This is a genomic window from Alteromonas sp. S015, assembly GCF_036864485.1.
Taxonomy (GTDB): domain Bacteria; phylum Pseudomonadota; class Gammaproteobacteria; order Enterobacterales; family Alteromonadaceae; genus Alteromonas.
The window spans coordinates 133,909-149,462 of the sequence record NZ_JAZETO010000009.1 but is presented as its reverse complement, the minus strand read 5'-3'; the positions used below and the strand labels follow the sequence as shown (position 1 = coordinate 149,462).

12 protein-coding genes are annotated in these 15,554 nt (G+C 45.0%); 6 read left to right on the top strand and 6 right to left on the bottom strand.

Annotated elements, in window-relative coordinates; genetic code table 11:
* The first annotated feature begins 61 nt into the window (after positions 1 to 61).
* From V7R42_RS17000 to yghU, 3 genes are all read left to right on the top strand, one after another.
* The gene (locus V7R42_RS17000) at positions 62 to 1,753 is read left to right on the top strand and encodes an NAD-dependent malic enzyme (RefSeq protein WP_334021505.1); all 1,692 of its coding nucleotides are present in this window, start codon (positions 62 to 64) and stop codon (positions 1,751 to 1,753) included.
* A 306-nt stretch (positions 1,754 to 2,059) separates the two neighbouring features.
* Entirely contained in the window at positions 2,060 to 2,317 is a 258-nt protein-coding gene (locus tag V7R42_RS16995; protein WP_334021502.1) for a hypothetical protein, read from the top strand.
* A 271-nt stretch (positions 2,318 to 2,588) separates the two neighbouring features.
* Complete coding sequence (gene yghU / locus V7R42_RS16990; protein ID WP_334021500.1) at positions 2,589 to 3,446, top strand: glutathione-dependent disulfide-bond oxidoreductase; 858 nt, start codon at positions 2,589 to 2,591, stop codon at positions 3,444 to 3,446.
* Positions 3,447 to 3,581: 135 nt separating this feature from the next.
* Here the strand turns inward: yghU and V7R42_RS16985 are convergent, their stop codons facing one another.
* On the bottom strand, positions 3,582 to 4,109 hold the full coding sequence (locus tag V7R42_RS16985) for a hypothetical protein (protein WP_334021499.1): 528 nt from the start codon (positions 4,107 to 4,109) through the stop codon (positions 3,582 to 3,584).
* A gap of 386 nt (positions 4,110 to 4,495) precedes the next feature.
* Between V7R42_RS16985 and V7R42_RS16980 the strand changes: the two genes are divergently transcribed.
* A complete protein-coding gene (locus V7R42_RS16980; protein WP_334021498.1) occupies positions 4,496 to 5,971 on the top strand; it encodes a catalase in 1,476 nt (491 codons plus the stop codon).
* Between the two features lie 50 nt (positions 5,972 to 6,021).
* On the opposite strand, the gene V7R42_RS16975 is transcribed toward V7R42_RS16980, so the two are convergent.
* Entirely contained in the window at positions 6,022 to 6,600 is a 579-nt protein-coding gene (locus tag V7R42_RS16975; protein WP_039219244.1) for a TetR/AcrR family transcriptional regulator, read from the bottom strand.
* 124 nt (positions 6,601 to 6,724) lie between these two features.
* On the opposite strand from V7R42_RS16975, the gene V7R42_RS16970 reads away from it, so the two are divergent.
* Together V7R42_RS16970 and V7R42_RS16965 are read left to right on the top strand one after the other, a co-directional pair.
* Positions 6,725 to 8,140: an NAD(P)-binding protein gene (locus tag V7R42_RS16970; RefSeq protein ID WP_334021496.1), complete on the top strand. Its 1,416-nt coding sequence runs from the start codon at positions 6,725 to 6,727 to the stop codon at positions 8,138 to 8,140.
* A 16-nt stretch (positions 8,141 to 8,156) separates the two neighbouring features.
* Complete coding sequence (locus V7R42_RS16965) at positions 8,157 to 9,269, top strand: DUF2855 family protein (RefSeq protein ID WP_334021495.1); 1,113 nt, start codon at positions 8,157 to 8,159, stop codon at positions 9,267 to 9,269.
* Positions 9,270 to 9,334: 65 nt separating this feature from the next.
* On the opposite strand, the gene V7R42_RS16960 is transcribed toward V7R42_RS16965, so the two are convergent.
* The 4 genes from V7R42_RS16960 to argH form a co-directional block, all read right to left on the bottom strand.
* A complete protein-coding gene (locus V7R42_RS16960; RefSeq protein ID WP_334021597.1) occupies positions 9,335 to 10,189 on the bottom strand; it encodes an alpha/beta hydrolase family protein in 855 nt (284 codons plus the stop codon).
* A 145-nt stretch (positions 10,190 to 10,334) separates the two neighbouring features.
* Positions 10,335 to 12,572 carry a bifunctional diguanylate cyclase/phosphodiesterase gene (locus V7R42_RS16955; RefSeq protein WP_334021492.1) on the bottom strand — a complete coding sequence of 746 codons (2,238 nt, stop codon included), beginning with the start codon at positions 12,570 to 12,572 and terminating at the stop codon, positions 10,335 to 10,337.
* A 219-nt stretch (positions 12,573 to 12,791) separates the two neighbouring features.
* Complete coding sequence (gene argA / locus V7R42_RS16950; RefSeq protein ID WP_334021490.1) at positions 12,792 to 14,102, bottom strand: amino-acid N-acetyltransferase; 1,311 nt, start codon at positions 14,100 to 14,102, stop codon at positions 12,792 to 12,794.
* A gap of 18 nt (positions 14,103 to 14,120) precedes the next feature.
* Positions 14,121 to 15,503: an argininosuccinate lyase gene (gene argH / locus V7R42_RS16945; RefSeq protein WP_334021488.1), complete on the bottom strand. Its 1,383-nt coding sequence runs from the start codon at positions 15,501 to 15,503 to the stop codon at positions 14,121 to 14,123.
* Positions 15,504 to 15,554: the final 51 nt, after the last annotated feature.

Genomic DNA, 15,554 nt, shown 5'->3' with positions numbered 1-15,554 from the left:
TGTGCGCGTGCCGCTTCAGGCTTAGGTGATGTATTTGCCTGAACAAATTATCGGAAAACCAATGTCAGAAGATTCACAGCGATATCTTTATATTCCACATGCCGGCCCTTCATTGCTGGAAACCCCCCTACTGAATAAAGGCAGCGCCTTCACAGCGCGGGAGCGCGCGGCGTTTAACCTGACCGGTTTGGTGCCGCCTAGGTACGAAACCATCGAAGAGCAGGTTGAACGCGCCTACATGCAGTACAGCAGCTTCGATGAGGCGTTAAACAAACATATTTATCTGCGCGCCATTCAAGACAACAACGAAACCTTGTTTTACCGCTTAATTCAAAAGCACATCGATGAGATGATGCCCATTATCTACACCCCGACAGTAGGTGATGCATGTGAGCAGTTTTCTGATATCTACCGCAGTTCGCGTGGTTTGTTTGTGTCGTATGAAGAACGTCACCAGCTCGACGACATTGTCCGTAATGCCACTAAACGCAAAGTGAAAGTGATTGTTGTTACTGACGGCGAGCGTATTCTGGGTTTGGGAGACCAAGGTATTGGTGGCATGGGAATCCCTATTGGAAAGCTGTCGCTGTACACTGCATGCGGCGGTATCAGCCCAGCATATACTTTGCCTGTCATGTTAGATGTGGGTACTAATAACGAAAAGCTGCTAAACGACCCGATGTATATGGGTGCGCGCCATCCGCGTATTGGACAGGAAGAATACGACGAATTCGTTGATATGTTTATTAACGCGGTGAAGCGACGTTGGCCTGATGTCATGATTCAATTTGAAGATTTTGCGCAACCAAACGCTATGCCGTTATTAAACCGCTATCGCAACAACGTGTGCTGTTTTAATGACGATATACAAGGTACAGCAGCTGTCACCCTCGGTACTATATTGGCGGCATGTAAAACTAAGCAGCAAAAACTACGCGACATGAAAGTCGTTTTCGTGGGGGCGGGTTCGGCAGGCTGCGGTATAGCGGAAATGCTCATTCAACAAATGGTGTTCGAAGGCCTGACTGACGAGCAAGCACGTAAGCAAGTGTTCATGATTGACCGATTTGGCTTGGTAAGTGAAGGCATGGAAGGGTTACGAGACTTCCAACAAAAACTTCAACAGAAAAACGCAGACTTGGCTGATTGGACCTTCAGTGGAGATTACGCGTCACTGCTAGACGTTATGTACTGCGCACAGCCAGACGTACTTATTGGTGTTTCAGGCCAGCCAGGCTTGTTCACTGAACAAGTTATTCGTGCCATGAAACAAGGCTGTGAACTGCCAATCATCTTCCCGTTAAGTAATCCTTCACGCCAAGTAGAGGCGCGTCCTGAGCAAGTTATTGAATGGACTGAGGGGGAAGTGATCATTGCTACAGGTAGTCCGTTTAAACCTGTTGAGTACAATGGCAATATATTTCCTATCGCGCAATGCAACAACTCTTATATATTCCCTGGCATTGGTCTTGGTGTTGTTGCATCTAAAGCGAAGCTTATTAGTGATGAAATGTTGATGGCCGCAAGTAACGCTCTTGCTTCAGCGTCGCCATTAGTCAACACGGGGCAGGGTTCACTATTACCACCACTTGCTGCGATCGCAGAAATTAGTCGAGAGATTGCATTTGAAGTAGGTAAAGTTGCTATGGAGCAAGGGCTAGCGCTTGAGATGTCTGACGATGCACTGCGCGCCAGCATTGAGCGCAACTTCTGGAAAGCAGAATACCGCCCTTACAAGCGGGTAAGCATCTAGTATCCATTAACGTTATAAAAAGCAGGCTAAGCCTGCTTTTTTTGTACTTGTGAACAACGCTTTTACCACGACTTAAAACTCAAAAACCGAAGTAACCAACCGCCTAACCGCTCGAACTTCATCCATTTCGCGGCCGAACACCAATCAAATGTAATATGGTGTTACCTATGCGCAACATTTTCTTCGTATTAGTCACACTTGTTATCTTTGTTATTTGATTAAAGCTTTGATATTTAGAGGTTATTTTTAATTGGCACAATGATTGATATACCTCCCTATAAATACATCAGGGAGCAAGAGGTGTTGATGATGACCAAGTTAAAAAACAAGGCAAGTCCTTTCTACGCGCGAATTATTAAGCGCTCATTTTCTACGTCATTAGTTATGGCTGCTCTTACAACACTCTCTGCTTGTGATGCACCCAATGCGGAAGTTGCCGCACAAGATGAAGACGCCAATAAAACGGCAACTAATACGGTTTTACAAAGTTCAGCGGATGAGCGACGTGAAACGTTAACTTATTTGGATAATGTTGAGCCAATTGATACCAATAACGATGTTTAATTGATTCACGTCTCCCCTTTTTTACAGACTATCGATATTGCCATAATTATTGTTGGTAACCATTGAATAGTTCCAGTTTGCGGGCAATGGACTGCTCGCCTTTTATTCATAAGGCCGCGCTCTGGATAAAGCCAAAGCGCGGCTTTTTATGTTAATAAACGTATATCGCCGTTTATTAGTCGACACCGTTGAGCTATAAGTATTTAAAAGCTGTTCTTAGTAGCTATGTATTGCACTAACCTTAACGACAACGTTATTTAAAGGAATTGCTATGTCGACAGAAAGTAACTACACACCACCCGAAATTTGGACTCAGGCTGAGGATGATGGCAACAAGTGGGCCAGCATTAATCGTCCTGTGTCAGGCGCTACCCATGAAAAAACACGCCCTAATGGTGAACATGGTTTGCAGCTTTACTCATTAGCCACACCCAACGGCCAGAAAGTTACCATCATGCTAGAAGAGTTGCTGGCTGCTGGCGTGAGCGAAGCAGAATACGACGCCTGGCTAATTAATATAGGTGAGGGCGATCAGTTTTCTTCTGGGTTTGTTGACGTTAATCCGAATAGTAAAATTCCTGCTATGGTCGACACGACGACGTCGCCAGAAACCAAGCTATTCGAGTCGGGGTCAATCTTAGTTTACTTGGCGGAAAAATTCGGTAAGTTCATTCCGCAAGACGCCCATGCAAAGGCGGAATGTTTCAACTGGCTGTTTTGGCAGGTGGGGTCAGCGCCTTACTTAGGCGGTGGTTTCGGGCACTTCTACAGCTATGCGCCTTATCCAATGGAATATCCTATCAATCGCTTTACCATGGAAACTAAGCGTCAGCTAGATGTGCTAGACAAGCACCTAGCAAACAATGAGTTCATGGCAGGTAGTGAGTACAGTATCGCCGACATGGCTATTTGGCCATGGTACGGCAACTTGGTGCTAGGCAATTTATACGACGCAGCGACTTTCCTTCAGGTGCATGAGTACACTAATTTGGTCCGTTGGGCAAAGCAACTAGAGCAGCGAGAAGGCGTTAAACGTGGCCGCATCGTCAACAAGACGTGGGGTGACGATGGCCAGTTAGAAAACCGCCACAGTGCAAAAGATATCGACGACGCACTCACCAACACCTAAATAAAGGGGTCAGAGTACATTACTCAAATGACGGGGTCAGAGTACTTTAGTTATGTTAATCACTTTTTTGCATCGGAACGGCTAAAGACGGGCAACGATAAAAAGCGGCACCCAAAAGTACTCTGACCCCAATTTTTAGATGAGCTCAGCCACACTCTTTAAATAGGCTTGTTGAAGTGGAGTGAAATCCCGCTCATTCAGGGCCTCGTTGAATTCAAAGTTGCCCACGCGGCCTCGCCATCGTTCGGTGGGGGCAGCTGGCCAAGTTTTCATATACACGAGTTTTCCGTGAAGACAATGAAGCACCTCAAGCCCTGGCTGTTCAGTGTCGTTGTATGTTACATGCTCAGTGACAACTGCGCCTTCTTCGCAATCTTGGTCAAAAAATACAAAACCTCGATAGCCGCCCTTTTCGGTAATAGTCACGAGTGATGCATATTCTTTACTCTCGGATACTTTTCTCAGCGCAGGCAAATAGCCATCGACTCGCTTTATTTGAAGTCCCAGTGATTTGTCATGCCACTGCCAACCCGAACTGCCCATAAAAGTAAGCTCGTCATTTTTATCGTCGAAATGGCTTAATATTTCAAAGGTTTTCCAAGACGCAAAAGTGATAATGCACAGCATTAAAAAACCAGTAATGAAGGTGAGCGGCTTTGTCATCATTCAAACCTTATTAGTTTTTAACATTGATATGATTTGATTACGAACTAAGACTCATGCCAGACCTTAATTGCAAAAAAGTAATACGCCTTGTCTGGCCCTGTATGCTCGCTATACGCGCTTTAATAGAAAAGCCATACTGGTTTAAGCGCCCCGCAACCTATTAACCTCTGATGCTTATAATCTGCCTTCGAGCAGTAAATAATTGAGCGTGATTTAAAATCACGATTAGGACTATCTATTTTGTTAACTTTAATTGCTTAATCGAATCGGCGAGTATTCTTTTAAACGAAATACGTGATTAGTGAGGCTTCGTCAATCACGTATAAAGCCTAGTTTTAGCAAGGCTAAAAGGTGGCAGAGAAACAAAATAGAAGGAATTCGCAATGAGTAAGTGTCCATTTTCAGGTTCAGCTATAAACTCTACTACGCTAACGTCTAGCAATGGTGCGCCCGTTGCTAATGACAATCAAAGCCGAACGGCGGGTCCACGCGGGCCGGTTACTTTCGACAATCATTATTTGTTTGAGAAGCTCGCGCACTTTAATCGCGAGCGAATTCCAGAGCGCGTAGTTCACGCCCGGGGCAGCGCAGCGTACGGTACTTTTACGCTAACTAAAAGTTTGTCTAATTATACTATTGCTGACTTCCTGCAAAAAGAAGGGCAGCAAACCGATGTGTTTTTGCGCTTTTCTACGGTAGGCGGGGGACAGGATTCAAGTGATTACGCCCGTGATCCCCGTGGTTTCTCAGTGAAGTTTTATACCGAACAGGGAAACTGGGACATGGTAGGTAACAATACCCCAGTATTCTTCTTACGAGACGGTATCAAATTTCCTGACTTTATTCACAGTCAAAAGAAGAACCCGCGCACTAATTTGCCAGATCCACAAGCGGTCTATGAGTTTTGGGCGAACAACCCACAGTCACTACACCAATCAACGATTTTGATGTCTGACCGCGGTATACCGCTTTCCTATCGTCACGTGAATGGCTATAGCTCACATACTTTAAGCTTTTGGAATAACGCCGGTGAGCGCTATTGGGTGAAGTGGCACTTTAAAACGAACCAAGGTATCAAAACGCTTTCTAACGAAGAAGCAGCAAAAATGCCTGCCTTTGGTGCCCAGCAAGACCTGGTTGAAAGCATTGATAACGGTGATTTTCCATCGTGGACAGTGAACGTGCAGATTATGACCGAAGAGGAAGCACGTAATTATCAAATCAACCCGTTTGATCTGACCAAGGTATGGCCGCACAGCGACTTTCCGTTAATTGAAGTAGGACAGTTGGAGTTAAACCGCAATGTTGATAACTACTTTGCAGAAACTGAGCAAGCAGCGTTCGCGCCGAGCAATTTGGTACCAGGTATTGGTGCGTCGCCAGACAGAATGCTTCAAGCGCGACTAATTGGATATCAAGATGCACACAGATACCGTATTGGTGCGAACTACAATCAAATTCCGGTAAACGCGCCGCGTTGCCCTGTTCACAATTACCAGCGAGACGGCGCTTTTGCAGGGATTAACCCAGCACTTGCGGGAAGTGGAGCGAACTTCTATCCAAACAACCGCGCGCGAGTTGGAGAGCCTGCTGAAGCGCCAGAGGTCCAAGAGCCGCCGATGCCATTAGAGCAAGATGCATGGTTAGATATTTATGATAACCGTGACGAAGATAACTATTCACAAGCAGGTGACTTGTACCGCATTATGAGTGAAGATCAAAAGCAGCAGTTGGTAAACAATATCGCAGATGGCCTAAGCCAGGCTACGCAGGATGTCCAAGAAGCCATGTTCGTGCAATACGACCTAGCTGATAGCGACTACGGCGCACGAGTAAGAAAGGCGGTAGCCAGCGAATAGAGTAAATGGGGTCAGAGTACTTTATTAAAAAGTACTCTGACCCCGGTCTGCTACTGGGTAGCGACGAGAGCGTAAACGTGCAGTCGTATGGCCTGAAGCGCGCGTTCTTTCCAATTGTTCCAAGTAATACGGTTGCTAATTTCGTGCTGATTCAACGTAATATAACCATGATTTAGCGCCCACACCTGCATAGCCACATCTTGTTTTTCTTCAACAGACAGGTCCTTTTTAATTAACGCGGCAGTAAGCTTTGTCAGCGTGATAAACGCTTTTTCACCCGCCTCGATAGCTTCATCTGATGGCGTATAGTCTTTCAAATTTGAAGCAAAAATTAGCCGGTAATGGGCAGCATGGGTTTCTGAAAACGTCAAAATACGCTCGCAGCCATTAATCACTTTTTCTGCTGCAGTATTGCCATCTGCCGCCAGCATTTCACGCTCGACCAGTTCGAAACCTTCAATGTACAGCGCATCTAGAATACCTTGCTTACCTTTGAAATGGCTATAAATACCAATAGTTGACATACCTGCACCATCAGCAATAGCGCGCACGCTAAGTGCGTTCGTTCCGCCTTTCAAAAACAGTGCTGAGGCAGCGTCTAAGATCTTTTGTCGCGTATCTTTTTTCATTTACACATCATTTACATGTTGCGCAATATAACACCGTTATGTAAAGTGGTTTTATAACGCCGTTATATCTCTTGGTTTAACACTTAACCTGCCTGCCCGCAGGTTATTCATAAGGACACTATATATGAAAACTGAGCAATTAACCTGCGATTATTTAATTGTTGGTGCTGGCGCGGTAGGGATGGCTTTTGCTGATGTACTGCTTCACGAAACTAACGCTAACATTCTGATTGTAGATAAAAACGCGAAGCCCGGAGGGCATTGGAACTATGCTTATCCCTTCGTCACCCTGCACCAGCCTTCAGCTTTTTATGGAGTATGTTCAAAAGAGTTAAATCGTGGCGTTATTGATAAAACAGGATTGAATGAAGGCTTGATGGGGTTAGCTTCAGGCCAAGAAGTGAGTGCGTATTTCGATGCGGTAATGAACGAAACCTTTTTACCTTCAAACCGAGTGCAGTATTACCCGCTTTGCGAATATAAGGGCAATAAACAGTTTGTTTCAACCTTAAGTGGCAAGCACTATAACGTTACGGTTAACAAAAAAATTGTTGATGCCACTTATCTAAACACTAATATTCCGCTTACCCATACCCCAAGCTTTACCCGCGACGACGACGTTGCCTTTACGCCGGTTAATACCGTGGTTGAAAATATCAAAGGCTTTAACAACTATGTGGTTGTCGGCGGTGGTAAAACGGGGATTGATACCTGCCTATGGCTGCTCGAAAATCACGTCGCCCCGCATAATATCCACTGGGTAGTATCGCGAGATGCATGGTTACTAAACCGAAAAAATACGCAGCCTTTGGGTGACTTTTTCTTTGATTCTATTGGGGCACAAGCTAATCAGATGGAAGCTATTGCTGCGTCAAGTTGCTTCGAGGATATGTTCGACAAATTGGAAGAGCGGGGCGTTTTACTGCGTATTGATAAGAAAGTAAGACCCAGTATGTTTCACGGTGCAACGGTAAGCGAATTAGAACTTAAAGCCTTACAAACGCTTTCATCTGTCGTTAGACAAGGTCGTGTTAAACATATCAGCCGCGAAGAACTGCGTTTTAACAACACAACATGGAAGATGCCAGAGAACACGCTGGTTATTGACTGCTCTGCTTCAGCGCTAACTAACTTAGAGATGAAAGCGGTGTTCGATGGCGACACCATCACCCCTCAAACAGTGCGTGCTTATCAACCTGTTTTTAGTGCCGCACTTATTGCCCACGTTGAGGCCGCTTATAGCGATGAACGTCAAAAGCAAATGCTGACACAAGTGGTCCCGCTACCTAATCGCGACGTCGATTGGTTACCAATGACTGCCGCCATGTTACGAAACATGCAAATTTGGGGTGAAGACCCAGCGCTTAAAGCGTGGATCTACCAATGTCGACTAGATGGCTTTTCAAAAATAGTACACGGCGTGGCAAAGGACGATATGCAAAAAATGCAGGTGTTAGGGCGTTTGAAAGAAGCAGCGGTACCGGCCATGCAAAAGCTGATGACTTACATACAGGGCTTAAAAGCGAGCGGACAACTTTAAAAGGTTATAAATAACGATGAAACAGTTTCAAATAGACAAAATAAACCCAAACTGCTTTCGAATAATGCAGGCAGAAGGTAGCCCCGATAACGCGCAAATAGAGAATACTGAGAACACAAAAAGCATAGTAATCAAAATTGAAAGGTTCGCGTTTACTGCCAATAACCTAACCTACTATATGGTGGGTGACAGGCTTGGTTATTGGCAGTTTTTTCCAGCAATTAACACCAGCAGTAATGAAAATTGGGGTGTCATTCCAGTATGGGGTGTGGGCCAAGTAATAAGCTCAAATAATGATTCGGTAGAAGTTGGACGTCGTTTTTTAGGCTATTTCCCGCCCGCTGAGTATCTGGTTATGGCTAATACAACGATGACAAACAACAATTTAATAGACTGTAGCCCTCATCGCTTGAAGTTGCCCCAAGGTTATAACGTCTATCGCCCTCTTCCTGCACATGCGGCCGATGCTAGCGCTGAAGTTAACGCCAAGCAGCACGAGCAAGAAAACTTTCAGATGTTGTTGTGGCCGCTCTATGCAACGTCTTACTGTTTATCAGAAGAGGTCGATACTATACCTGCGTCACAAAGAGAACAGTTATTAGTACTAAGTGCTTCAAGCAAAACCAGTTTAGGGCTTGCTTTTGCGTTAAAAGAAGCCGGCATGAAAGCAATAGGAGTAACCTCTGAAAAGCGTATTGCATCCCTAGAAACGTTGGGTGTATACAGCACCGTTATTAGCTACGAACAACTGGAAACGTTGCAATTGAAAAGCACTGTTGTGGTCGACATGTCAGGTAGTGCACAGGTCAATGCATCAATCAAACATAGACTTGGTGCGCATCTAACAAGATACATCAACGTTGGGCTTACACATTGGCAGGACGTTAAGCCCTCAAGCGACGAGGAATTCTTCTTTGCTCCTGCTCATATACAGCGGCGTATGTCTGAGATTGGGGCTGCTGAGTACCAGAAATTGAGTAGCGGCTTTGTATCAAAGGCCATTGCGTGGAGCGCAAGTTGGTTGAACGTGAAAGAGCGTGAAGGGTTGAGCACGTTACAAGATGACTTTAGCCAGCATCAACAAGGTCAAATCCCCTCAAACGAAGGAAGAATTTATACACTCGTTTAGTGTGTAACCCAGGCACTTGCATTGAGTTCGAGCGCTTTGAAAAAAGCGCTCATTCGAAGGCGTTTTCACACGTATTGCTTGAAATACTCGGTAACTTTGGGCCATAGGTGCTGACATTTTCGTGAGAAAAACTTCATGTGGCCTATTTCTTTTACGTTATGGGCCTGTGGGTCTAGTTCCTCAACTTCTGCTTCCATATTGGGGAAAACGCTGATCATATCGTGAACGTTGCGAATATTAGCAATGTCGTCGTCGTTAGCGAGTAACCACTTAGAAGGAATCTGAATGGTGTTGTAGTAATGCTGGTTGACATCGCTGCCAAAGCCTGTTTTTACATAGCCTTTACCGTTACACCATTTCTGCCATTGGCGCGCCACTTTTTTAGGTAGTGGCTCTCCCATGCCTACCCACTGAGATTTAGTATGACCAAATAGCAAATTACTCATGGGAATATAAACATTCATAAAGAAGTGAGCTTTAAGCAGATAGCTTTGACGCATGTTTCTGAGGCTACCTGATGAACTACCAAAATTACAGAAGGCAGTGAGGTCTTGGACATTGTGCATTAAACCCAGCAGCTGACCACCAGCACTATGACCAACAAGAAAATACGGCACATTAGGGAAGTGAATCTTTAGTGTTTCGAGCACCGCTGGCATATCTTGCTCGCCCCACGTCACCAACGACGCATCACTTTGTTTAACACTGCCTCTAATTGAACCGCCAATACCTCGATTATCGAAGGTGATTACGCCGTATCCTTGCTCACATAAATAAGTGGCAAATGCACTGTAAAATTGACGTTTAATACCTGTTGCGGGTCCAACCATGACTGCCGCTATGGCAGGGGATTGTGATGTGTAGAGTGAAGCTGTCAGATGAGTGCCATCTTCACAAACCACTTGAATGTCCTCTATTATAGTCTTGCTCACAAGGCATACCTTAATTTACATTGTGCGTCTGGTCATACCAGTAAAGCGACGATTATTAAGATTTGCAATAGTATGACTATTTCAATTTTTGATAATTACGCATGATTGAGTGCGAGTCATTATTTTGATGTAATTAGGCGAGAGCTTTTGAGGTCTCAACCCAATGTTCAATAGGTGCTGGTTTTCCAAATAGATAGCCTTGAAAAATAGTAAACCCCATATCTTTTAGTACATGTAACTGCGCCTGTGTTTCCACACCTTCTGCAATGGTCTGCATTTCTAAACTCTTAGCAAGGTCTAAGGTCATCTTAACAATTTTGCGATGCCGCTCAGATGTTTCCACACTCTCAACAAACTCTCTATCTACCTTTATAACGCTGGCAGACATATCAATAAGCTGTGAAAGTGAAGCGTGGCCGGTTCCGAAATCGTCAATGATAATGGTTGCCCCCACATTTGCTAACGACGTTAAGCGTCGTTTAGTTTCATTATGGCTGGCTAATACAGATGTCTCTGTTAGCTCTAATTTAAGGTGATCACCGAGTTCTGGAGTCTCTGAAAACCGACGTAAGAGCTTTTCATAAAAGAGGTCGCTGAGTAATTCTGGCCCTGACAAGTTAATCGCCAAAGGAACTTTTGCTAGGTTGCTAGGCCACTTGTCTAAAAGTGCCAAGGTGCCATCGATAATTTTTTGCGTGAACAGTACTTCCCATTTGTTTTCTTCAACCAAAGGCAGGAACTGATATGGTTGAAGAATTGTCCCGGATGTTGGCTCTATCAATCTAGCCAGTACTTCGTAGCCCACAGTAATACCAGAGAGCGACACCTGAGGCTGCAAATACAAGGCAAGGCATCCGTTATCAAGAAGGGCTTTTACCTTATCTTTTTGTTGCGTGTTTTCTCTAATAGTTTTTACTGTATTAACACTGAATGAGATGTATGGCGCGAAATCATCGCTTTGGGTTAACGCTATTGCGCAGCATTCGACGGCAGCATCTAGGCTAATTTCACGACTAATATGATAATGCCCCGCACGCCATTTAAGCGGGTGTTCTACGCTGCCTTGCGCTGAATTGACAACTGTGCTGGTGGGCAATCGACGTTCTAGATAATGTTCAATAGTTTGCGTTGAAAGGTGTTTGCCGTTTACGGCAAATAAAAATTTAGCGCCAGGGAATTGGTAAACCGCGACATCACTAGCGAATTCGCTTTGTAATAGCGACGCTACGCTTAAAAGTAACTGGTCACCCTGACTGTAACCGTATTGCAAATTCACTTCTCTGAGGTTAGCCAATTTCAACAAAACAATGTGTCGATTTAAAATACTCTCGCTTGATTCCGCTCTTTTCCAAAAGTGGTGATTTTTAAGGCCAGTTAGTTCATTAAAGTAGTGCTTCTCATACTGCTGCTTCTTAAACGCATCAAACTCCATCAAGCTTTTCTTATTAGCTGACACGTCATGGCAGTGTATGAGCTGTTTTTTATGATGCTCAAGGCTAGCGGGTTGAAGTTTAAATTCTCTTTCGGGTGCATTACAAATGGAAGCGTGCTGGTTCACGCCCTTTGTGATGGGGTGAGACAAAGAGAAAAGTTCTTGAATATACTTGCTCTCTGGCCGGTACTTTTTGACTAGCGCTCTTGCAGCCTTGTTTGCCTGAATTATTCGTCCTTGTTCATCACAAAAGAAAGAAGGGGTGCCACCGTTGTTAAAAATTTCCTGGTAACGGCTAACGAGCATATTAAGCTTTTTGCTTTGTAATAAATTGTGCTCAGACTGTTTCTCTAGTGACGACATAACCCGTAACACCGCCATTGGGATACAAAAATTGAAGAACAAGAAAATCAGAGAAGCCAAATACGTGTGGGTATCGGGCAACGTAATATCAACGCCGAACAAAGGAGACATTTGTGTATTGTTCAGCAGTAAGTAATACGGAATGAGATTAAGCAGCATGGTAGCAATAGAAGCCTTCACTCCGTATAAAATGCGAACGATAATGGGCAGTGTGAACAACAAAAGTAGGCCGTAACGCGCCGATTCTAAGTCTATAGTGAAAAAGAGTATGCACAGTGAGGCTCCAACTACCGCAACCACTAGGCACGCAGAGGCAAACTTTACGTGCTTCAGGCCTAATAAAAGTGTTGCGAAGAGAAACGCGGTGAAGCTTAGCGTTAAGTACATAACATAATAAAGTTCCTGTACATACGCAGTGTATGAAGAGTGCGCCACGATGGCCGAGGTAAGGACAATGCCTATGAGTAGAATAGTGCGCAGCACACTAAGACGCCATACATTAGCATCGGGAGTTCTTAGGTTATCTTCATCAAATAACAGATAGTGCTTTATAATTCTTGTTGTTCGAGAAATCACTCGTAAACCGCTGACGTTTTAAATAAGTTTAATACTAGAGTGTTGCAAATAATTCACCGAGGCGAATAGTTTAATATACCCATTTACTGGTGTTAGTGATAGTAATAAACGTAGTCATAACACTAATATATTCAACATGATATGAAAAGGTGAGGGACGTTTCCTTACAAATTAACAATAAGGAAACATCTTAATTGATTTAGCTTAGTGTGTAAGGCCTTATACCGGTAGAGTAAATACTTTAGAATTGCGCTGGAAGTTATACAGCTCTTTCTTTACGGCCGGTAATACACCGATATCTGCAGGTTCAAACCCTTGTTCCAAGAACCAGTGTGCGGTAACTGTGGTCAGTACGAAAATGCTATTTATACCGGCTTCTTTAGCACGCGCTCGCACTTCGTCTAAAATCCGTTCGCCACGATTTTTGCCGCGATAGTCTTGGTGGGTCGCCACACAAGCTAATTCTGCACAGCCATCTTCAGGGTATAAATACAAGGCTGCACAGGCGATGATCATGCCGTCGCGCACTATCACAATAAACTGGTTAATTTCGCTTTCTAAACGCTCACGAGAACGCTTCACTAACACGCCGCTTTCTTCTAGCGGTTTTATTAGCTTTAAGATACCGCCCACATCTTCTATGGTGGCTGCACGCAGTTGTTCGTAATGGTGCTCCATCACAAGCGAGCCCGTACCGTCGCGGGTGAAAAGCTCTTGTAGCAATGCGCCGTCTTTTTCAAAGCTGATGCAGTGAGCGCGAGGAACGCCAGCAGCCACGCTGGTGGTAAGGGCGCTTAAAACCGTGTCTTCGGTGGTAATATCGCCCGCCATCATCAACTGCTCTAACTGAGGGCGTTCAATGGTGCGAAGTAAACGACCTTCGCGGTTATATACGCCATCGAAGTTCGAGAATACGATAAGCTTGTCAGCTTTAAGGGCAATAGCCGCCTGTGTGGCCACATCTTCGTGAGACAAGTTAAATACTTCACCTGTCGATGAATAGCCCATAGGCGAAAGCAGCACAATTGAGCCATCGTTTAAATGATCGTTAATGCCGGTGGTATCAATTCGACGCACTAAGCCTGTGTTTTCAAAATCTATACCGCCTCTTACGCCCATCGGTTTTGCAACCACCAAGTTACCCGAGCACACGCGTATTTGCGAGCCATGCATAGGCGAGTTGGGAAGCCCCATGGTAAGTAGGGCTTCCACCTGAGAACGTACCGAGCCGGCGGCATCTTTCACGCACTCAAGGGTTTGTTTATCGGTTATGCGTACGCCACTTTCAAAGCGACCTTCGATGTTGCGAAGCGTAACGCGCTGATCTATCTGCGGGCGGGCACCATGCACCACTACCACACGCACACCCAAGCTGTTAAGCAGGGCAATATCGTGAATTATATTGGGGAAATTAGGATGCTCAATGGCTTCGCCACCGAACATCAATACGAAGGTCTTTCCCTGATGAGCATTAATATAGGGCAGTGAACTGCGAAACAGTTTTATGCCGTCATGATGCGCTAATACCATCTAAGCCGTTCCTTGTCGTTACCCTTGCTTATCTAAGTCTTCCAGCTCTTGATACAGTGCTTTCGTCACGGTTTCTTTGCTGGTACCGCCCAAGATATTGCGTTGATTCACGCCGTACTCTAGCAGTAATATCGGGTATACGTCGTCTTCAATTTTGTCGCAAATCGCCTGCATGTCGCTTAATGACAAATCTTCAATGGCACAGCCTTTGTCGATAGCCTGAAGCACAACGCGCCCCGCAATGTCATGGCCTGTTCTAAACGGCACACCTTTACCTACCAAGTAATCGGCAAGCTCAGTAGCGTTAGAGAAACCTTGGGTTGCGGCGACGCGGCAGCGTTCTTCATTAAGCTGTAACGAGTCAAGCACTTCGCTGGCAATGCATAAACAAATGTGCCACTGATTTACCGTATCGATAGCACCTTCTTTGTCTTCTTGCATGTCTTTGTTATAAGCAAGAGGAAGGCCTTTCATGGTAACTAATAGCGCCTGCAAAGAGCCAAACACTCGGCCACATTTGCCGCGCATTAACTCTAGTGCATCAGGGTTTTTCTTCTGCGGCATAAGCGATGAACCTGAGGTCACACTATCGCCTAACTGTAAGAACCCTGCTTCACCAGAGTTATAAAAAATCATATCTTCTGCAAGACGTGACAAGTGCATCATGCTAGTGCTGCCTACAAATAAAAGCTCAAGCACAAAGTCTCTGTCAGATACAGCGTCTAAGCTGTTGAGGCACGGAGAATCAAAGCCTAGTTCTTTAGCAATGGCGTGACGATCTACAGGAAACGTAGTGCCTGCCAATGCGCCAGAGCCTAAAGGGCATTGATTCATGCGGACTTTAAGGTCGTCTAAACGGCTTAAGTCACGCTTTAGCATTTCAACGTACGCTAAGCACCAGTGTGCAAAGTGAATAGGCTGTGCACGCTGTAAGTGGGTGTAACCTGGGATGATCGCTTCTTGATGACGGCTAGCGGCATTAAGCAGCGATTTGATCACACCTAAAACATCAGCGCGAAGTGAGGCAATATGTTCACGTACCCACAGGCGAAAGTCGGTAGCAACCTGATCGTTTCGGCTTCGCCCTGTGTGAAGCTTTCGACCAATGTCGCCCAGTTTCTCTATAAGCGCAGCCTCAACAAAGCTGTGAATGTCTTCTTCGCTAGATGCGTTAAAGTCTAATTCACCTGCATCAGCTTTCGCTTTTAACTCGCTCAGTGCCGATTCAAGCTGGACTTGTTCGTCAACGGTCAATACGCCTGCTTTTTGCAGCGCACGCGACCAACTGATAGAGCCTTGAATATCTTGGCTTGCCATAACTTGGTCAAACGGAAGCGAGTCGTTAACCTGTTTAAACATACTACTTGCACCGGATTCAAACCGGCCACCCCACAACGCCATGTGATGCTCCTTAAATGCTGTTCTGACTTAAGCTTTACTATTGTAGGTAAC

Coding starts and splice junctions, on each gene's coding strand:
- V7R42_RS16975 (WP_039219244.1), bottom strand. CDS start 6,600: ATGAAAAAAGATACGCGACAAAAGATCTTAGACGCTGCCTCAGCACTG.
- V7R42_RS17000 (WP_334021505.1), top strand. CDS start 62: ATGTCAGAAGATTCACAGCGATATCTTTATATTCCACATGCCGGCCCT.
- argA (WP_334021490.1), bottom strand. CDS start 14,102: ATGGTATTAGCGCATCATGACGGCATAAAACTGTTTCGCAGTTCACTG.
- V7R42_RS16985 (WP_334021499.1), bottom strand. CDS start 4,109: ATGACAAAGCCGCTCACCTTCATTACTGGTTTTTTAATGCTGTGCATT.
- V7R42_RS16970 (WP_334021496.1), top strand. CDS start 6,725: ATGAAAACTGAGCAATTAACCTGCGATTATTTAATTGTTGGTGCTGGC.
- V7R42_RS16965 (WP_334021495.1), top strand. CDS start 8,157: ATGAAACAGTTTCAAATAGACAAAATAAACCCAAACTGCTTTCGAATA.
- V7R42_RS16995 (WP_334021502.1), top strand. CDS start 2,060: ATGATGACCAAGTTAAAAAACAAGGCAAGTCCTTTCTACGCGCGAATT.
- argH (WP_334021488.1), bottom strand. CDS start 15,503: ATGGCGTTGTGGGGTGGCCGGTTTGAATCCGGTGCAAGTAGTATGTTT.
- V7R42_RS16980 (WP_334021498.1), top strand. CDS start 4,496: ATGAGTAAGTGTCCATTTTCAGGTTCAGCTATAAACTCTACTACGCTA.
- yghU (WP_334021500.1), top strand. CDS start 2,589: ATGTCGACAGAAAGTAACTACACACCACCCGAAATTTGGACTCAGGCT.